Raw genomic sequence first — 16,583 nt, 5'->3', positions numbered from 1 at the left:
ATATACTATTTTAGCAAAACTATACCTAATTAGCAATTATATATAATTTTAAGTATAATTTCATCAATGGCAACAGATAGATAATATCCTATACAGCTATTGATAAACGGAATTTCATATGCTGAATAATAAACCGTAAATTTGCAGCCTCATTCACAAATCATTTCGTTTTATAATGAATCTATTTTCGCAATTACAGCACGAGTTTCAAGGCCGTCATATTGGGCCTGATGCAGCTCAGACTAAGGAAATGCTTGCTACTATCGGTATTGATAGCATAGATGCTTTGATTGACAAAACCATCCCTTCTGCTATCCGCATGACGACGGATCTCAACCTGCCGCCGGCGCTGAGCGAACAAGATTACTTAAGAATGCTGAAGAGTGTTTCCCTGAAAAACAAAGTCTTCAGAACGTACATCGGACAAGGATATTACGATACCGTAACGCCTTCCGTTATTTTAAGAAACGTTTTTGAAAATCCAGGTTGGTATACACAGTATACTCCATACCAGGCTGAGATCTCTCAGGGTCGCCTGGAGAGCTTACTGAACTACCAGACTATGGTGAGCGACCTGACGGCATTACCTATTGCCAACGCTTCCCTGCTGGACGAGTCTACTGCTGCTGCAGAGGCAATGTCTATGTTTTTCCATGCGGCAAACAAATCTGTCAGCAATCCAGAAAAACCAAAATTCTTCGTTGACAAACATACGTTCCCTCAAACGAAAGATGTAATCACCACAAGAGCTACCCCACTGGGTATCGAACTGGTATTCGGCGATTACAAAACCGTTGCGATCGATGATACGTTCTTCGGAGCTATTGTTCAGTATCCTAATGGTTTAGGTTCTGTTGAGGATTATACTGCTTTCGTTGAGAAAGTACATGGTGCAGGTGGTTATGTTGCTTTCGCAACGGATCTGCTGGCCCTGACTTTATTAACCCCTCCGGGTGAGCTGGGTGCTGATGTAGCCTTAGGTTCTGCACAGCGTTTCGGTGTACCGCTGGGATTCGGTGGTCCGCACGCGGCATTCTTCTCTTGTAAGGATGAATTCAAACGCAGCATTCCGGGTCGTATCATCGGTGTAAGTATCGATGCACAAGGTGGCCGTGCTTTACGTATGGCTTTACAAACCCGTGAGCAGCACATCAAACGCGAAAAAGCAACTTCTAATATTTGTACTGCACAGGCATTACTGGCCAATATGGCTGCAATGTATGCAGTATTCCACGGTCCAAAAGGCCTGAAAGCGATTGCTTCCCGTGTACATATCTTGGCTCAGACTTTAGCTAAAGCACTGAAAGAGAACGGACACGAGCTGGTATCTGATTCATTCTTTGATACTGTTACTATTGTAACCAACAAAGGTGCGATCATCCAGAGCCAGGCAGAAAAAGCAGGTATCAACTTCCGTTATATCGGCGACCATATGGTGAGTATTGCCTTAGATGAAACAACTTCATTTGAAGACCTGGCTGATATCATCAACATCCTGAACGATGTTGTGGAAGCAGTAAGCTACGATGCAAGTGACGATCAGTTAATGGCTAATATCCCAGCTAACCTGGTACGTACTTCTGACTACCTGACCCATACTAACTTTAACAGCCACCACAGTGAAACCCTGATGATGCGTTATATCAAGTCTCTGGAAAATAAAGACCTGAGCCTGAATACGAGCATGATCTCTCTGGGTAGCTGTACCATGAAGCTGAATGCAGCTACTGAAATGATTCCGCTGAGCTGGTCTCACTGGAGCAAAATGCACCCGTTTGCACCAAAAGAGCAGACACAGGGCTACCTGCACATCATTAAAGAACTGGAAGCATACCTGGCTACCATCACCGGATTTGCCGGTTGCAGCGTGCAGCCAAACAGTGGTGCGAATGGTGAATACGCAGGTCTGCTGTGTATCCGCGCATACCACGAAAGCAGAGGTGAAGGCAACAGAAATATCATGCTGATCCCGATCTCTGCGCACGGCACCAACCCTGCATCTGCAGTAATGGCGGGCTACAAAGTGGTTGTGGTAAAAGCACATGAAAACGGTTATATCGATGTAGAAGATCTGAAAGCTAAGGCTGAACAATACAAGAATGACCTGGCGGGTATCATGATTACCTACCCTTCTACTTACGGTATTTTCGAAGAAAGTATTAAAGATATTACCCGCATCATTCACGAGAATGGCGGACAAGTATATATGGATGGTGCGAATATGAATGCACAGGTTGGCCTGACGGCTCCTGGCTTCATCGGAGCAGACGTTTGTCACCTTAACCTGCACAAAACCTTCGCTATCCCTCACGGTGGTGGTGGTCCGGGTGTAGGTCCAATCTGTGTGGCAGAACACCTGATCCCATTCCTGCCTAGCCATGTAATCAACGAAAACGAACTGAAAGGTAAGCCTAGCTATGCAGTATCTGCTGCGCCATTCGGTTCTGCTTCTATCCTGCTGATCTCTTATGCGTACATCCGTATGCTGGGTGCCACCGGTGCTAAAGCAGCTACTCAATATGCCATCCTGAATGCGAACTACATGAAAGCACGCCTGAAAGATGCATATGAGATCCTGTATACCGGCTCTAACGGTACTTGTGCACACGAGTTTATCGTAGACCTGAGACCATTCAAGAAAACTGCTGGTATCGAAGCAGAAGATGTAGCAAAACGTCTGATGGACTATGGTTTCCACGCTCCTACTATGAGCTTCCCTGTACCAGGCACGATCATGATCGAGCCTACAGAAAGTGAAGACAAAGGTGAGCTGGACCGTTTCTGTGACGCAATGTTATCGATCAGAGCAGAGATCAAAGCTATTGAAGAAGGTCGTATGGATACTACAGACAACCCGCTGAAAAATGCGCCGCATACACAGCATGTTGTTATCAGCAGCGAGTGGAACCATGGCTATACAAGAGAAGAAGCGGTTTATCCTTTACCATATATCAAAGAGGCTAAATTCTGGCCTACTGTGGGTCGTGTAAACAATACACATGGTGACCGTAACCTGATCTGTACCTGTGAGCCGATCGAAAGCTATATGGAAGCTTAATCAGTTTTCAATTAAATATCATAATATAACAAATACTACTCATCATTGGGTAGTATTTGTCGTTTATGGTATATTACATCCTGAAACATTTACTTCTATTTAATTAAAATGACTATGATCAAACAAAGCTTGCTGGCAGTGGCCCTGCTCGCTGCTTGCACTACCGCACAGGCACAATTTACCGTGGGCGCACAATACGGCCTTACCATCTCCCGGACCGATGTGACACCCAACGGGACTAATAATCATTATGGCGTTTATGGTGAGTGGCAATCCGGTTTCAGATTTCTGTCTCTTGCCCTCAGCTGGAATGCCGGTACTTTAAGCGGAGGCAATAAGGAGACGGCAAATGATCTGTATTACAGCAATAAGTATAACCAGGGTGATCTGCAGCTGAAAGTGTATCCTTTACGCACCTTTGGCAAAAGTGACTCCAGCCGCGCCCTGTACTATCTGTCGGGGGTTTATGCAGCGGGTGGATTCGGGCTTATTGGCAGCACAACTACCATACATGAAATACCCAATGGCAATTTCCGCTACCAGGGTAATTATAGTGGTGTAAACAGCGTTATACCGGTTTCTTTCGGTATCGAAATCCCATTGCGTAAGGCTTTTCAGCAGAAAGGACTCAGCCTTAATTTCAAATACCAGATCAATTACTGCATGAGTGATAAAATAGATGGGTACGATCCGGATCTGGCATCCAACAAAAACAAGGATGTTTACAATATGGCTACTTTCGGATTGAGCTATAGCTTTTAGCCAATAGCCATCAGAAGTGTACTTATCTGGGCTAAACAGCCGGAAATTTAGCGCCCTTATGGGCTAGAAGGGAGATACCCGATCAACCCGTACAATAGTCCAGAATGGCTGCAATTCCCTTGCAGGTCATTATAAAATAATAAAGCAGCCGTTTGATACGGCTGCTTTATACATCATTATTTGTCTTAACAGATTAAGCTTCTTTTACTACCTGGAAGTGCTTTTTCATCGCATCGATCAGGCCGGTAGAAATAACTTTCTCCGCGCTGCGGATCATTGCCTTGAATGCAATGGCATTAGAGATACCATGACCAATCATAACCGGTGCATTGATACCCAGAATAGGTACACCACCGTATTGCTCATAGTTAAAGCGCTCCAGCAAAGGATCATGGATCTTATCGCGCTTCTTGAACAGGTCATATACAGACTCTGCCATTTTAAGTACAATATTACCGGTAAATCCTTCACAAACGGCTACTCTTGCTCTTTCGCCAAAGATGTCTCTGCCTTCTATATTGCCAATAAAATTAATGGCCGTATTTTCTTTCAGCAAAGGATAGGTAGCCTGGCACAGGATATTTCCTTTACCTTCTTCCTCTCCCAGGTTCAGCAGACCCACTTCCGGTTGCTTAATGCCCAGTACATACTCTGCATACAGTGCGCCTAATACGGCAAACTGATTCAGGTGTTCCGGTTTACAATCAGCATTGGCACCAACGTCGAGCAGTAAATTGTATCCTTCATCTTCTCTGGGTACCAGAGAAGCAATTGTAGGACGCAATACGCCTTCGATCGGGGCTACGGTATACATAGCACCTACCAGCATAGCACCGGTGTTACCAGCGCTTAAGAATGCATCAATTTTACCTGCTTTCAACATACCAAATCCCATAGCAATGCTGGATTGTTGTTTCTCCTTCAGCGCTTTGGTCGGATGTTCATTCATTTCAATCACCTGAGGAGCATGCACAAATGTGTATCTGCCGGAATACGAGTCCAGTGAGGACAGGTATTCCTTGCATGCATCTTCATTTCCTATCAACACTAAATGACTATCGGCAAATTCCTGGAAATAAGCCAATGCTCCCAGTACCGCTTCTTTAGGGGCTAAGTCGCCACCCATCAAATCGAGCCCTATATTCATCATAATATAATTGGTGTGCAATATTTAGTATGATATAAAATAAAAATGTTGGTAAAATTTCCCTTACCAACATTTTTATATATTATTCAGCAGTATCTGCAGTCTCTGTGGTAGCGTTATCAATAACTACTTTACCACGGTAGTACATTTTACCTTCGCTCCAGTGAGCGCGGTGGCGTAAATGTGATTCTCCAGTAGTTGCATCTGTACTGATTGTAGCTGCTACAGCTTTGTAATGCGTACGACGCTTAGCTCCTCTTTGTGCAGAATGACGACGTTTAGGATTTGGCATGATTTCTAGATTTTACTTATTGATTAATTCTGATTATTATTATTTTTAAAGGCATCAAGGCCCTTCCAAATATTATTTTTTTGTTGTTCTTTAGCGGCTTCTTCATCTTCCTCAGCCTGCTGCTGACTCATCTTATCCAACAGGGCCAGATTGTCTTTGTTGCAGGTTGTATTGCCTTCTGCATCATCCGGGTGAATGCGCTGCATCGGAATACTCAGCAAGATGAATTCATAAATCCATTCTGAAAGATCAATAACCGTTTCATTTTTGGAGAGGAATACAATATCACCATCATCTTCTGTTTCATCCTCGTCTTCCATCGTATGGTCTCTCAACTTCACGATCAGGTCAAATTCGTCCCATAAAGGCAGGGTGAAAATCTCACCGCAACGATCACAGGCTACATCAACGCTGCCATTAATATCGAACTTTAAGGCAAGAAAATCAGGGTGCTTATCCAATGTAACAGTTGCCTGTACATTTACGGCTTCCAGATCTTCTGCTTCCGCTCCGATCAGTTCAAAAAACGGTTTCCCAATCTCGTAATTATAGGTATGAACGCCATTTTTTAAACCTACATATGCTATTTCAAACTCTCTGTGGTACCTCATACACAATACTACACTAAAATTAGGTTTGCAAAGGTAAATATTTTTTTCGATATTACATCAATTTATTTCTTTTCCTCAGATATTGTTGTAAAATTACATCCATCGAGGTGTTGATATCGCAGGCTACGAGGTCTATATTGTATTGTGCACAACGCTCGTAAAGCCGCTCGTGGTAAGCTTTTAGCTGCGACAGATACTCGTCCCTTACCTGCTCCGGTTTCAGCTTTATTTTTTGACCGGTCTCCATATCTACAAATTCATAAGGGCGGTTTTCAAAAGCAAAATCCCATTCTGTTCTCCCCTCTCCTACATGAAATACGATCACTTCATTCTGCTGATGCTTCAGGTGTTGCAGGGAATCATAAAATGCTTCTTCCCTGGAGAGGTCATCCATAAAGTCACTGAACACCATAACCAGTGATCGCTTGGGCATCGTTTCTGCTATATGATGCAGTACCTCAGGAAGGTTGGTCTGCCCTTCGATCGACGGAGCAATGAGTAACTTTTCCATCTCTGTAATCAGCATCTTATAATGCCGCTCACTGGACTTTATCGGAGAAGACCAGTATACCTGGTCGGCAAACAACTTAAGGCCCGTAGCATCCAGCTGTTTGCTCAATAACTGCATCAGTGCGGCGGCGGCGAGACAGGAAAAATACAGTTTATTCATTCCCTCGGCCGGGAAACGCATGGATGCAGAGGTATCCAACGCAATGCAACATTTCAGATTGGTCTCTTCTTCAAACTTCTTTATGAACATTTTGTCGCTCTTGCCATAAACCTTCCAATCTATGTACCGCAGGTTATCGCCAGGGTTATACAACCGGTGCTCGGCAAACTCGACAGAAAAGCCATGAAATGGGCTTTTATGCAGGCCAATAATAAACCCTTCGACCACTTGTCGGGCCAGTAACTCCAGGTTTCCGGTATCAAAAGGCTGGTTCAGTTGCATGGGCTTAAAGTTAAGACGAGTTTCGCAATAAATGATGAAGAAATCAAGAAATCAAAAAATCAACAGTCAACATGCAAAACTTATGCTTTTCTTTAAGAGATATTTAGTCCAAACAAAAAAAGCCAAAAACCGTATTACGATTTTTGACTTTTGCATTTTCACTTTTGCTTTATGCTTCCTTACGCTCCTGCGCCCATTCCGAGCGGTGTTTGCGTAAAGGATGATCTTTGGATTTATTGAAGATTTTAACGCCATTCTCGCGACCGGCACGGCGTTCGCGCTGCTCTTCTACCGGCAGGTGATACTCGTCTGTACATTCGGCACTGCAACAGCCATCGTATGTGGCTTTACATTGCTCACATTGGATAAACAACAAGTGGCAGCCATCATTATTACAGTTGGTATGGGTATCGCAAGGGGCACCGCACTGGTGGCATTCCGAAATAATATCTTCGGTAATGCGCTCGCCCAGGCGTTCGTCAAATACAAAGTTTTTCCCGATAAACTTTACCGGCAAGCCTTGCTCTTTTGCTTTACGGGCATATTCAATAATACCGCCTTCTACATGAAAGATGTTTTCAAAACCCTGGTGCATCATATAGGCACTAGCTTTCTCACAGCGGATGCCGCCGGTACAGTACATTACAATATTTTTATCCTTCTGGCCTTTCAGCATTTCTGCCGCCATAGGCAACTGCTCTCTGAAGGTATCAGAAGGTACTTCTATAGCTCTTTCAAAATGCCCCACTTCATACTCGTAGTGGTTACGCATATCTACAAAGATGGTTTCCTTATCCTCAATCATCTTATTTACCTCATCCGCCTTCAGGTATTTACCCACGCGGGACAGGTTGAAGGTGGGGTCATCAATTCCATCGGCAACGATCTTATTACGCACTTTAAGGCGCAGTACCCAAAACGATTTGCCGTCATCATCCACCGCAATATTCAGGCGGATGCCATCCAGTTCAGCAGCCTGACTGTACAGAATGGTTTTGAAGGACTCGAAATTACTTTGCGGTACGCTGATCTGCGCGTTGATACCTTCCTGGGCAACATAAATACGACCAAAAACCTTGATCTGTTCAAATTTGACATACAGATCATCGCGGAAAGCCTGGGGATCAGCAATAGGAAAATACTTGTAGAAAGAAACTGTTACGCGTGGCTCTGTTTCGGCCAGCATGCGCGCTTTCAGCTCTTCATTAGATACTCGGTTGTGTAACACTGGCATGGTGAACGTTCCTTGTTTTTAATGATTAGATTATAAAATGAGTGCAAAGGTACGATTTTTGGAAAAATACCCGAAAAACATGCATTCTGGTTAGTTAAATACTACAATCTGACTAACCCGATTCTGAAAAAGAAATGTTAATTTTGCTGACAAATAACCAAAGCAGCAACTTGACCATCCCTTTTGAACCTTACCTGTTCCGTATCCCGCTTAATGTGCAGGTAATTTCAGAATGCCTGGCATTCTCGGTTGGCTTCCGCTATTATGTTGTATCCAAGAAGTACTATGACGGAAATGCATCCGGCAACTATCGCCAGATAATTATCTGGGGTGCCACACTGGGCACTTTTCTGGGCGCCCGTATCATGGGATTTCTCGAAAATCCGTATGGCATACACCAGTTAAGGCAGATACTGATCCAGTTTAATGCCCGCTCCATTATGGGTGGCATTTTTGGGGCTATGCTCGGAATCAAACTTGTCAGAAAACTGGTAAAGGAAGAGCATCTTTCTTTTGACCTGTTTATCCTGCCCTTAATACTGAGTATTTTTATTGGAAGAGTCGGCTGTTTCTTAAACGGTACCAAAGACTTTACTTATGGTACAGAAACCGATTTCTTTATGGCAATGGACCTGGGCGATGGGCTATACCGGCACCCTATTGCGCTATACGAACTCGTATTCCTGGCATTGCTGTTCATCGGCATGCACCGCAACCGTCATACATTATGGCAGATCCCTGAACTGATGCTTACCATTTTCATGATGAGCTATTTCGGCTTCCGGTTCTGTATTGAATACCTCAAACCCAATGTGTTTTTCGTATATGGTCTGAGCAGTGTTCAATGGCTGTGTATAGGCTGCTGGATTTATTTCCTTCCGGCAATGTGCAGAAACCTGAAGCTGGTATTCGGCAAAATACCACTGCCCGGACTGGCAACACAGGTTACAGTCTTAGATGAGGAGTCTATAAGTGTTTAAAAAGAACAGTTTATATAAAATAATAAAGCCCTGCAATTGCAGGGCTTTATTATTTTATAAGGATGTTTTATTCTCCGTCTTTGGTTTTGTCTTCGTTCTTACTGCTGCTCTTTGGTTTTTTAGCTTTGGTAATCTTGAATACAATTTTGCCCGCTTCATCATCATAATCTGCAAGCGCCTGATCTCCCTCACCCAGTGTTCTGTTGAGGATCTCTTCTGCGAGCGGATCTTCCAGGTATTTCTGGATGGCGCGGTGTAACGGTCTTGCACCAAACTGCTGATCATAACCTTTTTCCACCAGAAACTTGCGTGCACTTTCTGTCAGGCTGAGCGAGAAGCCCAGGTCTTTCATACGTTTCAGCACGTTTTTCATAATGATGTCAATGATCACATTGATATGCTCTTCGCTCAGAGAGTTGAACACGATTACATCATCGATACGGTTAAGGAACTCTGGACTGAAGGTACGTTTCAGTGCTTTTTCGATCACTGCACGGTTATTGTCTTCTGAGTTAGACACCTTGGTAGATGTAGCAAAACCTACACCATCTCCGAACTCTTTCAACTGGCGTACACCAATGTTGGAGGTCATGATAATGATCGTATTTTTAAAGTCCACTTTACGTCCCAGACCATCGGTCAGCTGACCATCGTCCAGTACCTGCAACAGGATATTAAAGATATCCGGGTGTGCTTTTTCAATCTCATCCAGCAGTACTACAGAGTATGGTTTACGACGGATTTTCTCCGTCAGCTGCCCACCTTCTTCATAGCCTACATAACCCGGAGGGGCACCGATCAGGCGGCTCAGGGAGAATTTTTCCATGTACTCACTCATGTCAATACGCACCAGCGAATCTTCACTATCAAAGAGGTATCTGGCCAGTGAGCGGGCTAATTCTGTTTTACCCACACCTGTTGGCCCCAGGAAGATGAAGGAACCGATTGGCTTCTTAGGATCTTTCAGTCCTACACGGTTACGCTGAATGGCTTTCACCACTTTGCCCACCGCTTCGTCCTGTCCTACTACCACGCTTTGCAGGTCATCGGCCATACGGCGCAGTTTCTCGCTTTCGGCTTCCACCATGCGCATTACCGGTATACCGGTCATCATACTGATCACCTCTGCGATATCTTCTTCATGAATCGGATAGCGTTTGTTTTTCACTTCCTCTTCCCACTCTGCTTTGGCTTTTTCCAGCTCATCGCCGAGTTTCTTTTCCGTATCGCGCAGCGCAGCAGCTTCTTCAAACTTCTGGCTTTTTACTACTTTATTTTTTTCTACTTTAATCTCCTCGATCTTTTTCTCCAGATCCAGAACATTCTGAGGTACATCAATGTTTTTCAGGTGCACACGGGCTCCTACCTCATCCAGTACATCAATAGCCTTGTCCGGAAGCAGACGATCCGTCATATAACGTTCGCTCAGTTTCACACAAGCTTCTATTGCATCCTGATCATAACTTACGTTATGGAAGTCTTCATATTTCGGTCTGATGTTATTCAGGATCGTAATGGCCTCATCAATGCTAGGTGGCTCGATCAGTACCTTCTGGAAACGACGGTCTAATGCGCCATCTTTTTCAATATTGGTACGATACTCATCTAAAGTGGATGCACCGATACATTGCAGTTCTCCGCGCGCCAGGGCTGGCTTGAAGATATTGGAAGCATCCAGAGAACCGCTGGCACCACCGGCACCAACAATGGTATGGATCTCATCAATGAACAGGATCACATCTCTGTTTTTCTCCAGTTCATTCATGATGGCTTTCATGCGCTCTTCAAACTGTCCGCGGTATTTGGTACCGGCTACCAGTGCAGCCAGATCCAGGGAAATTACGCGTTTGTCGAACAGTACACGGCTTACTTTACGCTGAACAATGCGAAGGGCAAGACCTTCCACGATAGCAGTTTTACCCACACCAGGCTCACCGATCAGGATCGGATTATTTTTCTTCCTGCGGGAAAGGATCTGAGATACTCGTTCAATTTCTTTTTCACGACCTACGATCGGGTCCAGGCTGCCCATTTCTGCCAGACGGGTTACGTCGCGACCGAAATTGTCCAGAACAGGTGTTTTAGACTTGGCATTAGCGGTACCACCGGCAGGCGATTTAGGTTTTTGCGGTTCGTCTGCATCATAATCATCACCGCTTTCAGAGAAATCGGATTTGGTGGTCCAGTCTCCGAGTATGTGGGACAACTCTTCTACAAAACGCTCGTATGTTACCTGGTGGCTGTTCAGTATCTGGGTAGCCACGTTTTCTTTGTTTTTAAGAATAGACAGCATAAGGTGTTCTGGCTCTACCGTCTGGCTTTTCATGGCTTTTGCCTCCAGTACGGTAAAACGAATCACTTTTTCTGCCTGACGGGTAAGTGGTAAGGTGTTGGCACGGCTTGCAGGTCCGTCTCCTTTATCTTTAATTGCATTTTCCACTTCGCTCTTGATAGCGGGCAGGTCTGCATGCATCAGCGACAAGACCTGTATCGGTGCTCCAGCACCCTCGCGGAAAATACCTAACAATAAATGCTCTGTGCCTATAAACTGATTGCCTAAACGTAAAGCTTCTTCTCTGCTGTAAGAGATGATATCCTTTACTTTCGGCGAGAAATTAGAATCCATCAGATAAAATATTTAAATCGTTAAAACAATATCCAAGCTTCACAAATCTTGAACCAAATTCGCTATTGCTAAGATAACGATATAAACAACTCAAAAATCATACTAAAGTAAATTTAGCGTCATTTTGGCTTATTTCAGGAAGGCTCCGGTAACTTTTTCTTCTTCGCAGGTGACAATAATATGCTCCTGTATTGTGGAAGCAATGGAGTAACCAATAATGTCTGCCGTAACAGGAAAGTTTTTATGCTTACGATCCACTAATACAGCAATTTGTATCTTTTTAGGTTTGTGGTCCAGTAAAGGCCTGATGGCATATAAAAGGGTCTTGCCGCTCATGGCTACATCGTCTACAACAATCACTGTTCTGTTCTTCAGATCAGATTGCAGCTGCGGTGTAAAATCATACACTTTTTTCTTATCAATCTCCAGTGTTTCAAACTGTACTTTCAGCGGACTGATCTCCTCCAGGATGCGCTTCAGGTTAGCTGCCACTACGGCACCACCGCTTTCAATACCTAACATCACAATCTCTTTCTCTCCACTGTTTTGTTCCCATATTTCATAAGCCATTCTCTTCAGCTTATGCTCGATCTGTGTTACGGATAAAATAGGTATTTCCATTGTTTGATAAATCGTTTTGTTGCTTGTCTACAAAAATAGAATAAATACGGCTTATCGGGAGATATTTATTGGATAGGTTTCGCAGTGCATCTGGTTATGGATCACACTATGGTTGAATAACTGCAACAAGGCCTGCAGGTATCGCTGGCGGTTGTAAAAGGTATCTGTAGCCTGCACCTGTGTAAAGATGTTCTGCTGGTCTTTCATATCGGCCGGAAAGCGGTATACTTCTTTAATATCTGTCTCTTGCGTTTTCATATGCCAGTCGCCGATAATTGTATTGTAATTGCCACTGAGATTGGTAATGAAATAGCGCGGCGCAGCTGTATCCAGCGCACTGTTACCAAAGGCAAAAAACGGCTTATGGTAATGCAGGTAATCCATAACAGTAGGCAGAATATCAATCTGTTGTACAAGGATACTATCTCTCCTGGACTGTGTATGCTGTTGCGGATCGAACAGGATGACCGGCACCTGGTAACGGCCCAGAAAATCGGTATAAAAACGATCCGGCGCAAATGGCGAACAGTGGTCTGCCGTAATGACAAAAACCGTATTGTTATACCAGGATTGGCGGGATGCGGTTTCAAAAAAGCGACGCAGGGCATAATCGGTATAGCCGATACTGGCCTCTATACCCAAACGCCCTTGCGGGAACTTGCCGGCATACTGTGCCGGAATGCTAAAGGGCGGATGAGAGGATAGTGTAAACACAGCTCCCATAAATGGTTGCGGCATAGCACTTAACTGCTTTGAAACAAATTGCAGAAAGGGCTCATCATAAATCCCCCAGGTGCCATCATAGTCTTTTTCATTATGATACTCATAGCGACCAAAATACTGTTCAAAACCTGCATTGGCTGCATAGGTATCAAAGCCCATACTGCCATTGGTGCCTCCGTGAAAGAATGCGGTTTTATAGCCTTCTTCCTGCAGCAGGCCAGCAATAGAAGTAAACTTATTATTGCTGTACACAGAGGTAATGATCGGTCCCTGCATCATGGCAGGTATGCCGGAAAGGATAGCAGGAATACCCTCATTGGAGCGTAGTCCGTTTGCATAAGCATTGGTATAGGCTATGCTATTTCTGCTCAGGCTGTCCAGAAAGGGAGTGTAACTGTGGGCATCACCCAACCCGGTAAATACGCGGGAAAAACTTTCCAGGATGATCACCACTACATTCTTCCGCTGAAAGGGCTGATCTGTTGCATATTGCTTAACCGGGTGAATGAGTTTATCGGCCTCTTCGGCGGACATAAATTCATACTCTTTCAGTCGGCTGCTCTCTGCAGAAGTAATAATACTGAAAGGTGTATTCAGCACCAGCCCTATTTTTTCTACCGGCAGGTAGCTGATGGCATTGCGTGCATTTACTGGTACCAACTGAGTGCCTCCCCGCATGGCCAGTACTACCAGTCCGGCGGTAAGTGCAATCATGACGAGCTTGGTCCCGAAGTATTTTTTGCCCTTTAGTTTAGGGAATCTTAATTGTTCAAATAAGTCATATTGCGCACCAATAACCCTGTTGATCCTGCGGTGACCGTACCATAGCAGGCCGATCAATACAACAGCCAATAAAGGCACATACCAGTAAGATACAATATAGCCCGGCAGTATGCTGACAAAATCGCCTTTGGTGAAGATCAGGTCGAAGATCTCTATGGTAGCGCGCTTGCGGTTAAAACGGAAGTATACCCAGTCGCTTACTTCAAACAAAATAGCCACGATATTGGGTAGCCAGAAAGCCCATTCGATCACCCGGCGCCATACCTTGCCAGGCTTATGCCCGGAAAAAATCAGCATCAGCAATATCCACAGACTATTGATGAAAGCAATGGCCGACAGATCGAATCTGAGACCTCCCTGCAATGCCTGTCCCCATTCTGCCCTACTTACTGCACCGATCTCATCATAGTTAAACGCATAAAACAGCCCCCGGAATATAGCATAGGCCAGGAGCAGCAATAAAACATGCAACAGGATGGAACGCAGGGTAAGACGGAAATAAGACATAAACAATGCGGGACAAGTAAGACTAAAAATGTTGCCTGCTTTCCGATCGGGACCGGCAGACAGGCAACATCATTATGTAATCAGTTTGTATTAAGGATGCAGGCTTTTGTATTTGGCCTTCACTTCATTTAAGTGTTGTATGAATTTTGACACAGAAGGATCGTATTGGTATCCTTTAGGATGCAGCTGTACATCGTTCTCATCAATGAAGAAGTAGTAAGGCTGTGTATTGGAGTTGAAACGGGTAGCCTGGAAATCTTCATTCTTATCGCCTACCGTTACTACTCTTGCACCTAATATTTTAGAATCATACTGTTCTGCTTCCGGCAATACTTCTCCGTCAAAATCGCAGTATAAAGAAACAATCACGAAGTCTTCTTTCAGCATCTTCATCACCTGTGGATCGGACCATACCTGGCCTTCCATCTTACGGCAATTGATACAGTTGATGCCTGTAAAGTCCAGCATCAGCGGCTTGTTCAGTTTCTTCGCTGCGGCTTTCGCCTCTTCCAGATCGAAGAAAGTAACCAGACCATATTTCTTAGCTACTTCCGGCTCATAAATCGCCAGTTTGTCTACAAATTTTACCGGTTTTATACCATCAAGGCCATCATGCCCGCCAGCTGCAGCAGTACTACCGCCGCTACCTATGATGAAATCCTGTGTACCCATTGGCGGTACGAAAGAGCTCACTGCTTTCAGCGGAGCACCCCACATACCCGGAATCAGGTATACGGCAAAGGCCAGTGCAGATAAGGCCAGTAATAATCTAGGCACACCCAGGTATTCTACACCAAAGTGATTTTTAGGCAGTTCTGAATCATGTTTGAAGCGCAGCTTACCCAACAGGTAGATACCCAGTAAAATAGCCAGGATTACCCAGATCGCGATAAAGATCTCGCGGTCCAGTAAACGCCATCCTCTGGACAAATCGGCATTGGATAAGAATTTCAGGGCAAGACCTAACTCCACAAAACCTAAAGTTACTTTTACCGCATTCTGCCATCCGCCTGGTTTTTCCAGGTTCTTCAGGTAAGAAGGGAACATCGCAAATAAGGCAAATGGTAAAGCAATACCCAGACCGAAGCTGGAGAAGCCTACAAGCGGACCTACACGACCACCCTTGCTCGCCAGTACGGCAATACCACCAATAAAGGCAGAAGTACAGGAGAAAGACACGATAACCAGTGTCAGTGCCATAAAGAAGATACCACCATAACTGTTGGCATTGGATTTAGAGCCGATCTTATTGGTCCAGGAAGAAGGTAAAGTCAGTTCGAACGCACCCAGGAAGGAGAAGGCAAAGATCAGGAATACAGCGAAGAAGAACAGGTTGGCGATCCAGTTGGTCGACAGGTTGTTCAGCGCATTGCCCCCGAAAATAGCCGTAATAGCCATACCCAGTATTGCGAAGATGATAATGATAGAAAGAGAATATACCAATGCATATTTCAGCCCCTGAGAACGGCTGGACACTTTCTTGGTAAAGAAGCTTACCGTAATCGGAATCATAGAATAGATACATGGTGTAACTACTGCTGCCAGACCGGCACCCAGACCTGCCAGGAAGATCATCCACAGCGATTCCGGAATCACTTTGTTGTCACCATTGCCATCAGACTTGGATTTATCTTTATCCGCATCTTTATCTGCAGGTGCGGCCGTTTGTGCCACAGAAGCTGCCGGCTGGTCCTGTACGGTATCAGTACCGGCGGCAGCCATAGCGCTACCCGCGGTGTCTGCATCGGTTTTGGTCGTATCGTTTACGGCAACAGCATCTGTGATATCAAAAGAAAATGATTTGGTTTTAGGAGGTAAGCATTGTGATTCATCACAAACCTGGTATGTATATGTACCGGCTACTTTCGTATTGCCTTTAACCTCTACAGACTGTATATAGCTTACATTATGTTCGAAGTAGTGCTCCAGACCTTCTTCTCCGTCAAAATCTTTGCTGATCTTGTTACCGTTTTCAGAAGTCTTTCCTACTATTTTCACATCCTTATTCGGATTGAATTTAAAACGAGGTGGCACTAATAATCCATCACCACCAGGGTTGAAGGACCAGATATGCCAGTGTTCAGCCAGCTTCAGTTTAAAGACAAGGTCATATTTATTATCACCTTTCTTTTTTACTTCGAAAGACCAGTTAGTAGGGTCTTTAACGATCTGGGCCTGAGTTGCGACGGTGAACAAGAGTGCCGCGAACAAGAATAGAATTCTTTTCATTAATGTAAAATAAACGGTATGTAATTTTTTTGGTTTTGCAATTTAGTAAAATAAATTT

General features: G+C 44.4%; 12 protein-coding genes. 3 read left to right on the top strand and 9 right to left on the bottom strand.

Going from position 1 to position 16,583, the window contains the following annotated elements; genetic code table 11:
• The first annotated feature begins 175 nt into the window (after positions 1–175).
• Both gcvP and EMP01_RS12935 read left to right on the top strand, forming a co-directional pair.
• Positions 176–3,058, top strand: coding sequence for an aminomethyl-transferring glycine dehydrogenase (gene gcvP, locus EMP01_RS12940; protein WP_129021971.1), 2,883 nt, complete (start codon positions 176–178; stop codon positions 3,056–3,058).
• A 114-nt stretch (positions 3,059–3,172) separates the two neighbouring features.
• On the top strand, positions 3,173–3,820 hold the full coding sequence (locus tag EMP01_RS12935; RefSeq protein WP_161971336.1) for an outer membrane beta-barrel protein: 648 nt from the start codon (positions 3,173–3,175) through the stop codon (positions 3,818–3,820).
• 193 nt (positions 3,821–4,013) lie between these two features.
• Here the strand turns inward: EMP01_RS12935 and plsX are convergent, their stop codons facing one another.
• The 5 genes from plsX to trhO all read right to left on the bottom strand — a co-directional run bounded on the left by plsX (position 4,014) and on the right by trhO (position 8,056).
• Positions 4,014–4,970, bottom strand: coding sequence for a phosphate acyltransferase PlsX (gene plsX / locus EMP01_RS12930; protein WP_237559538.1), 957 nt, complete (start codon positions 4,968–4,970; stop codon positions 4,014–4,016).
• A gap of 79 nt (positions 4,971–5,049) precedes the next feature.
• Positions 5,050–5,259 carry a 50S ribosomal protein L32 gene (gene rpmF, locus EMP01_RS12925; RefSeq protein ID WP_129021969.1) on the bottom strand — a complete coding sequence of 70 codons (210 nt, stop codon included), beginning with the start codon at positions 5,257–5,259 and terminating at the stop codon, positions 5,050–5,052.
• Between the two features lie 23 nt (positions 5,260–5,282).
• Complete coding sequence (locus tag EMP01_RS12920) at positions 5,283–5,870, bottom strand: YceD family protein (RefSeq protein WP_129021968.1); 588 nt, start codon at positions 5,868–5,870, stop codon at positions 5,283–5,285.
• A gap of 52 nt (positions 5,871–5,922) precedes the next feature.
• Entirely contained in the window at positions 5,923–6,822 is a 900-nt protein-coding gene (locus EMP01_RS12915; RefSeq protein WP_129021967.1) for a DUF58 domain-containing protein, read from the bottom strand.
• 169 nt (positions 6,823–6,991) lie between these two features.
• Positions 6,992–8,056: an oxygen-dependent tRNA uridine(34) hydroxylase TrhO gene (trhO, locus tag EMP01_RS12910; protein ID WP_129021966.1), complete on the bottom strand. Its 1,065-nt coding sequence runs from the start codon at positions 8,054–8,056 to the stop codon at positions 6,992–6,994.
• A gap of 170 nt (positions 8,057–8,226) precedes the next feature.
• Between trhO and EMP01_RS12905 the strand changes: the two genes are divergently transcribed.
• Positions 8,227–9,036, top strand: coding sequence for a prolipoprotein diacylglyceryl transferase (locus tag EMP01_RS12905; protein WP_129021965.1), 810 nt, complete (start codon positions 8,227–8,229; stop codon positions 9,034–9,036).
• Positions 9,037–9,103: 67 nt separating this feature from the next.
• Here the strand turns inward: EMP01_RS12905 and EMP01_RS12900 are convergent, their stop codons facing one another.
• From EMP01_RS12900 to EMP01_RS12885, 4 genes are all read right to left on the bottom strand, one after another.
• Entirely contained in the window at positions 9,104–11,662 is a 2,559-nt protein-coding gene (locus EMP01_RS12900; protein WP_129021964.1) for an ATP-dependent Clp protease ATP-binding subunit, read from the bottom strand.
• Between the two features lie 129 nt (positions 11,663–11,791).
• Positions 11,792–12,283, bottom strand: coding sequence for a phosphoribosyltransferase family protein (locus tag EMP01_RS12895; RefSeq protein ID WP_129021963.1), 492 nt, complete (start codon positions 12,281–12,283; stop codon positions 11,792–11,794).
• Between the two features lie 51 nt (positions 12,284–12,334).
• On the bottom strand, positions 12,335–14,296 hold the full coding sequence (locus EMP01_RS12890) for an LTA synthase family protein (protein WP_129021962.1): 1,962 nt from the start codon (positions 14,294–14,296) through the stop codon (positions 12,335–12,337).
• Between the two features lie 90 nt (positions 14,297–14,386).
• On the bottom strand, positions 14,387–16,525 hold the full coding sequence (locus EMP01_RS12885; protein ID WP_129021961.1) for a protein-disulfide reductase DsbD family protein: 2,139 nt from the start codon (positions 16,523–16,525) through the stop codon (positions 14,387–14,389).
• Positions 16,526–16,583: the final 58 nt, after the last annotated feature.

This window comes from Edaphocola flava (genome assembly GCF_004118155.1).
GTDB lineage: Bacteria > Bacteroidota > Bacteroidia > Chitinophagales > Chitinophagaceae > Edaphocola > Edaphocola flava.
Note: the sequence above shows the minus strand (reverse complement) of the source record. Positions and strands in the feature narration are given on the sequence as shown.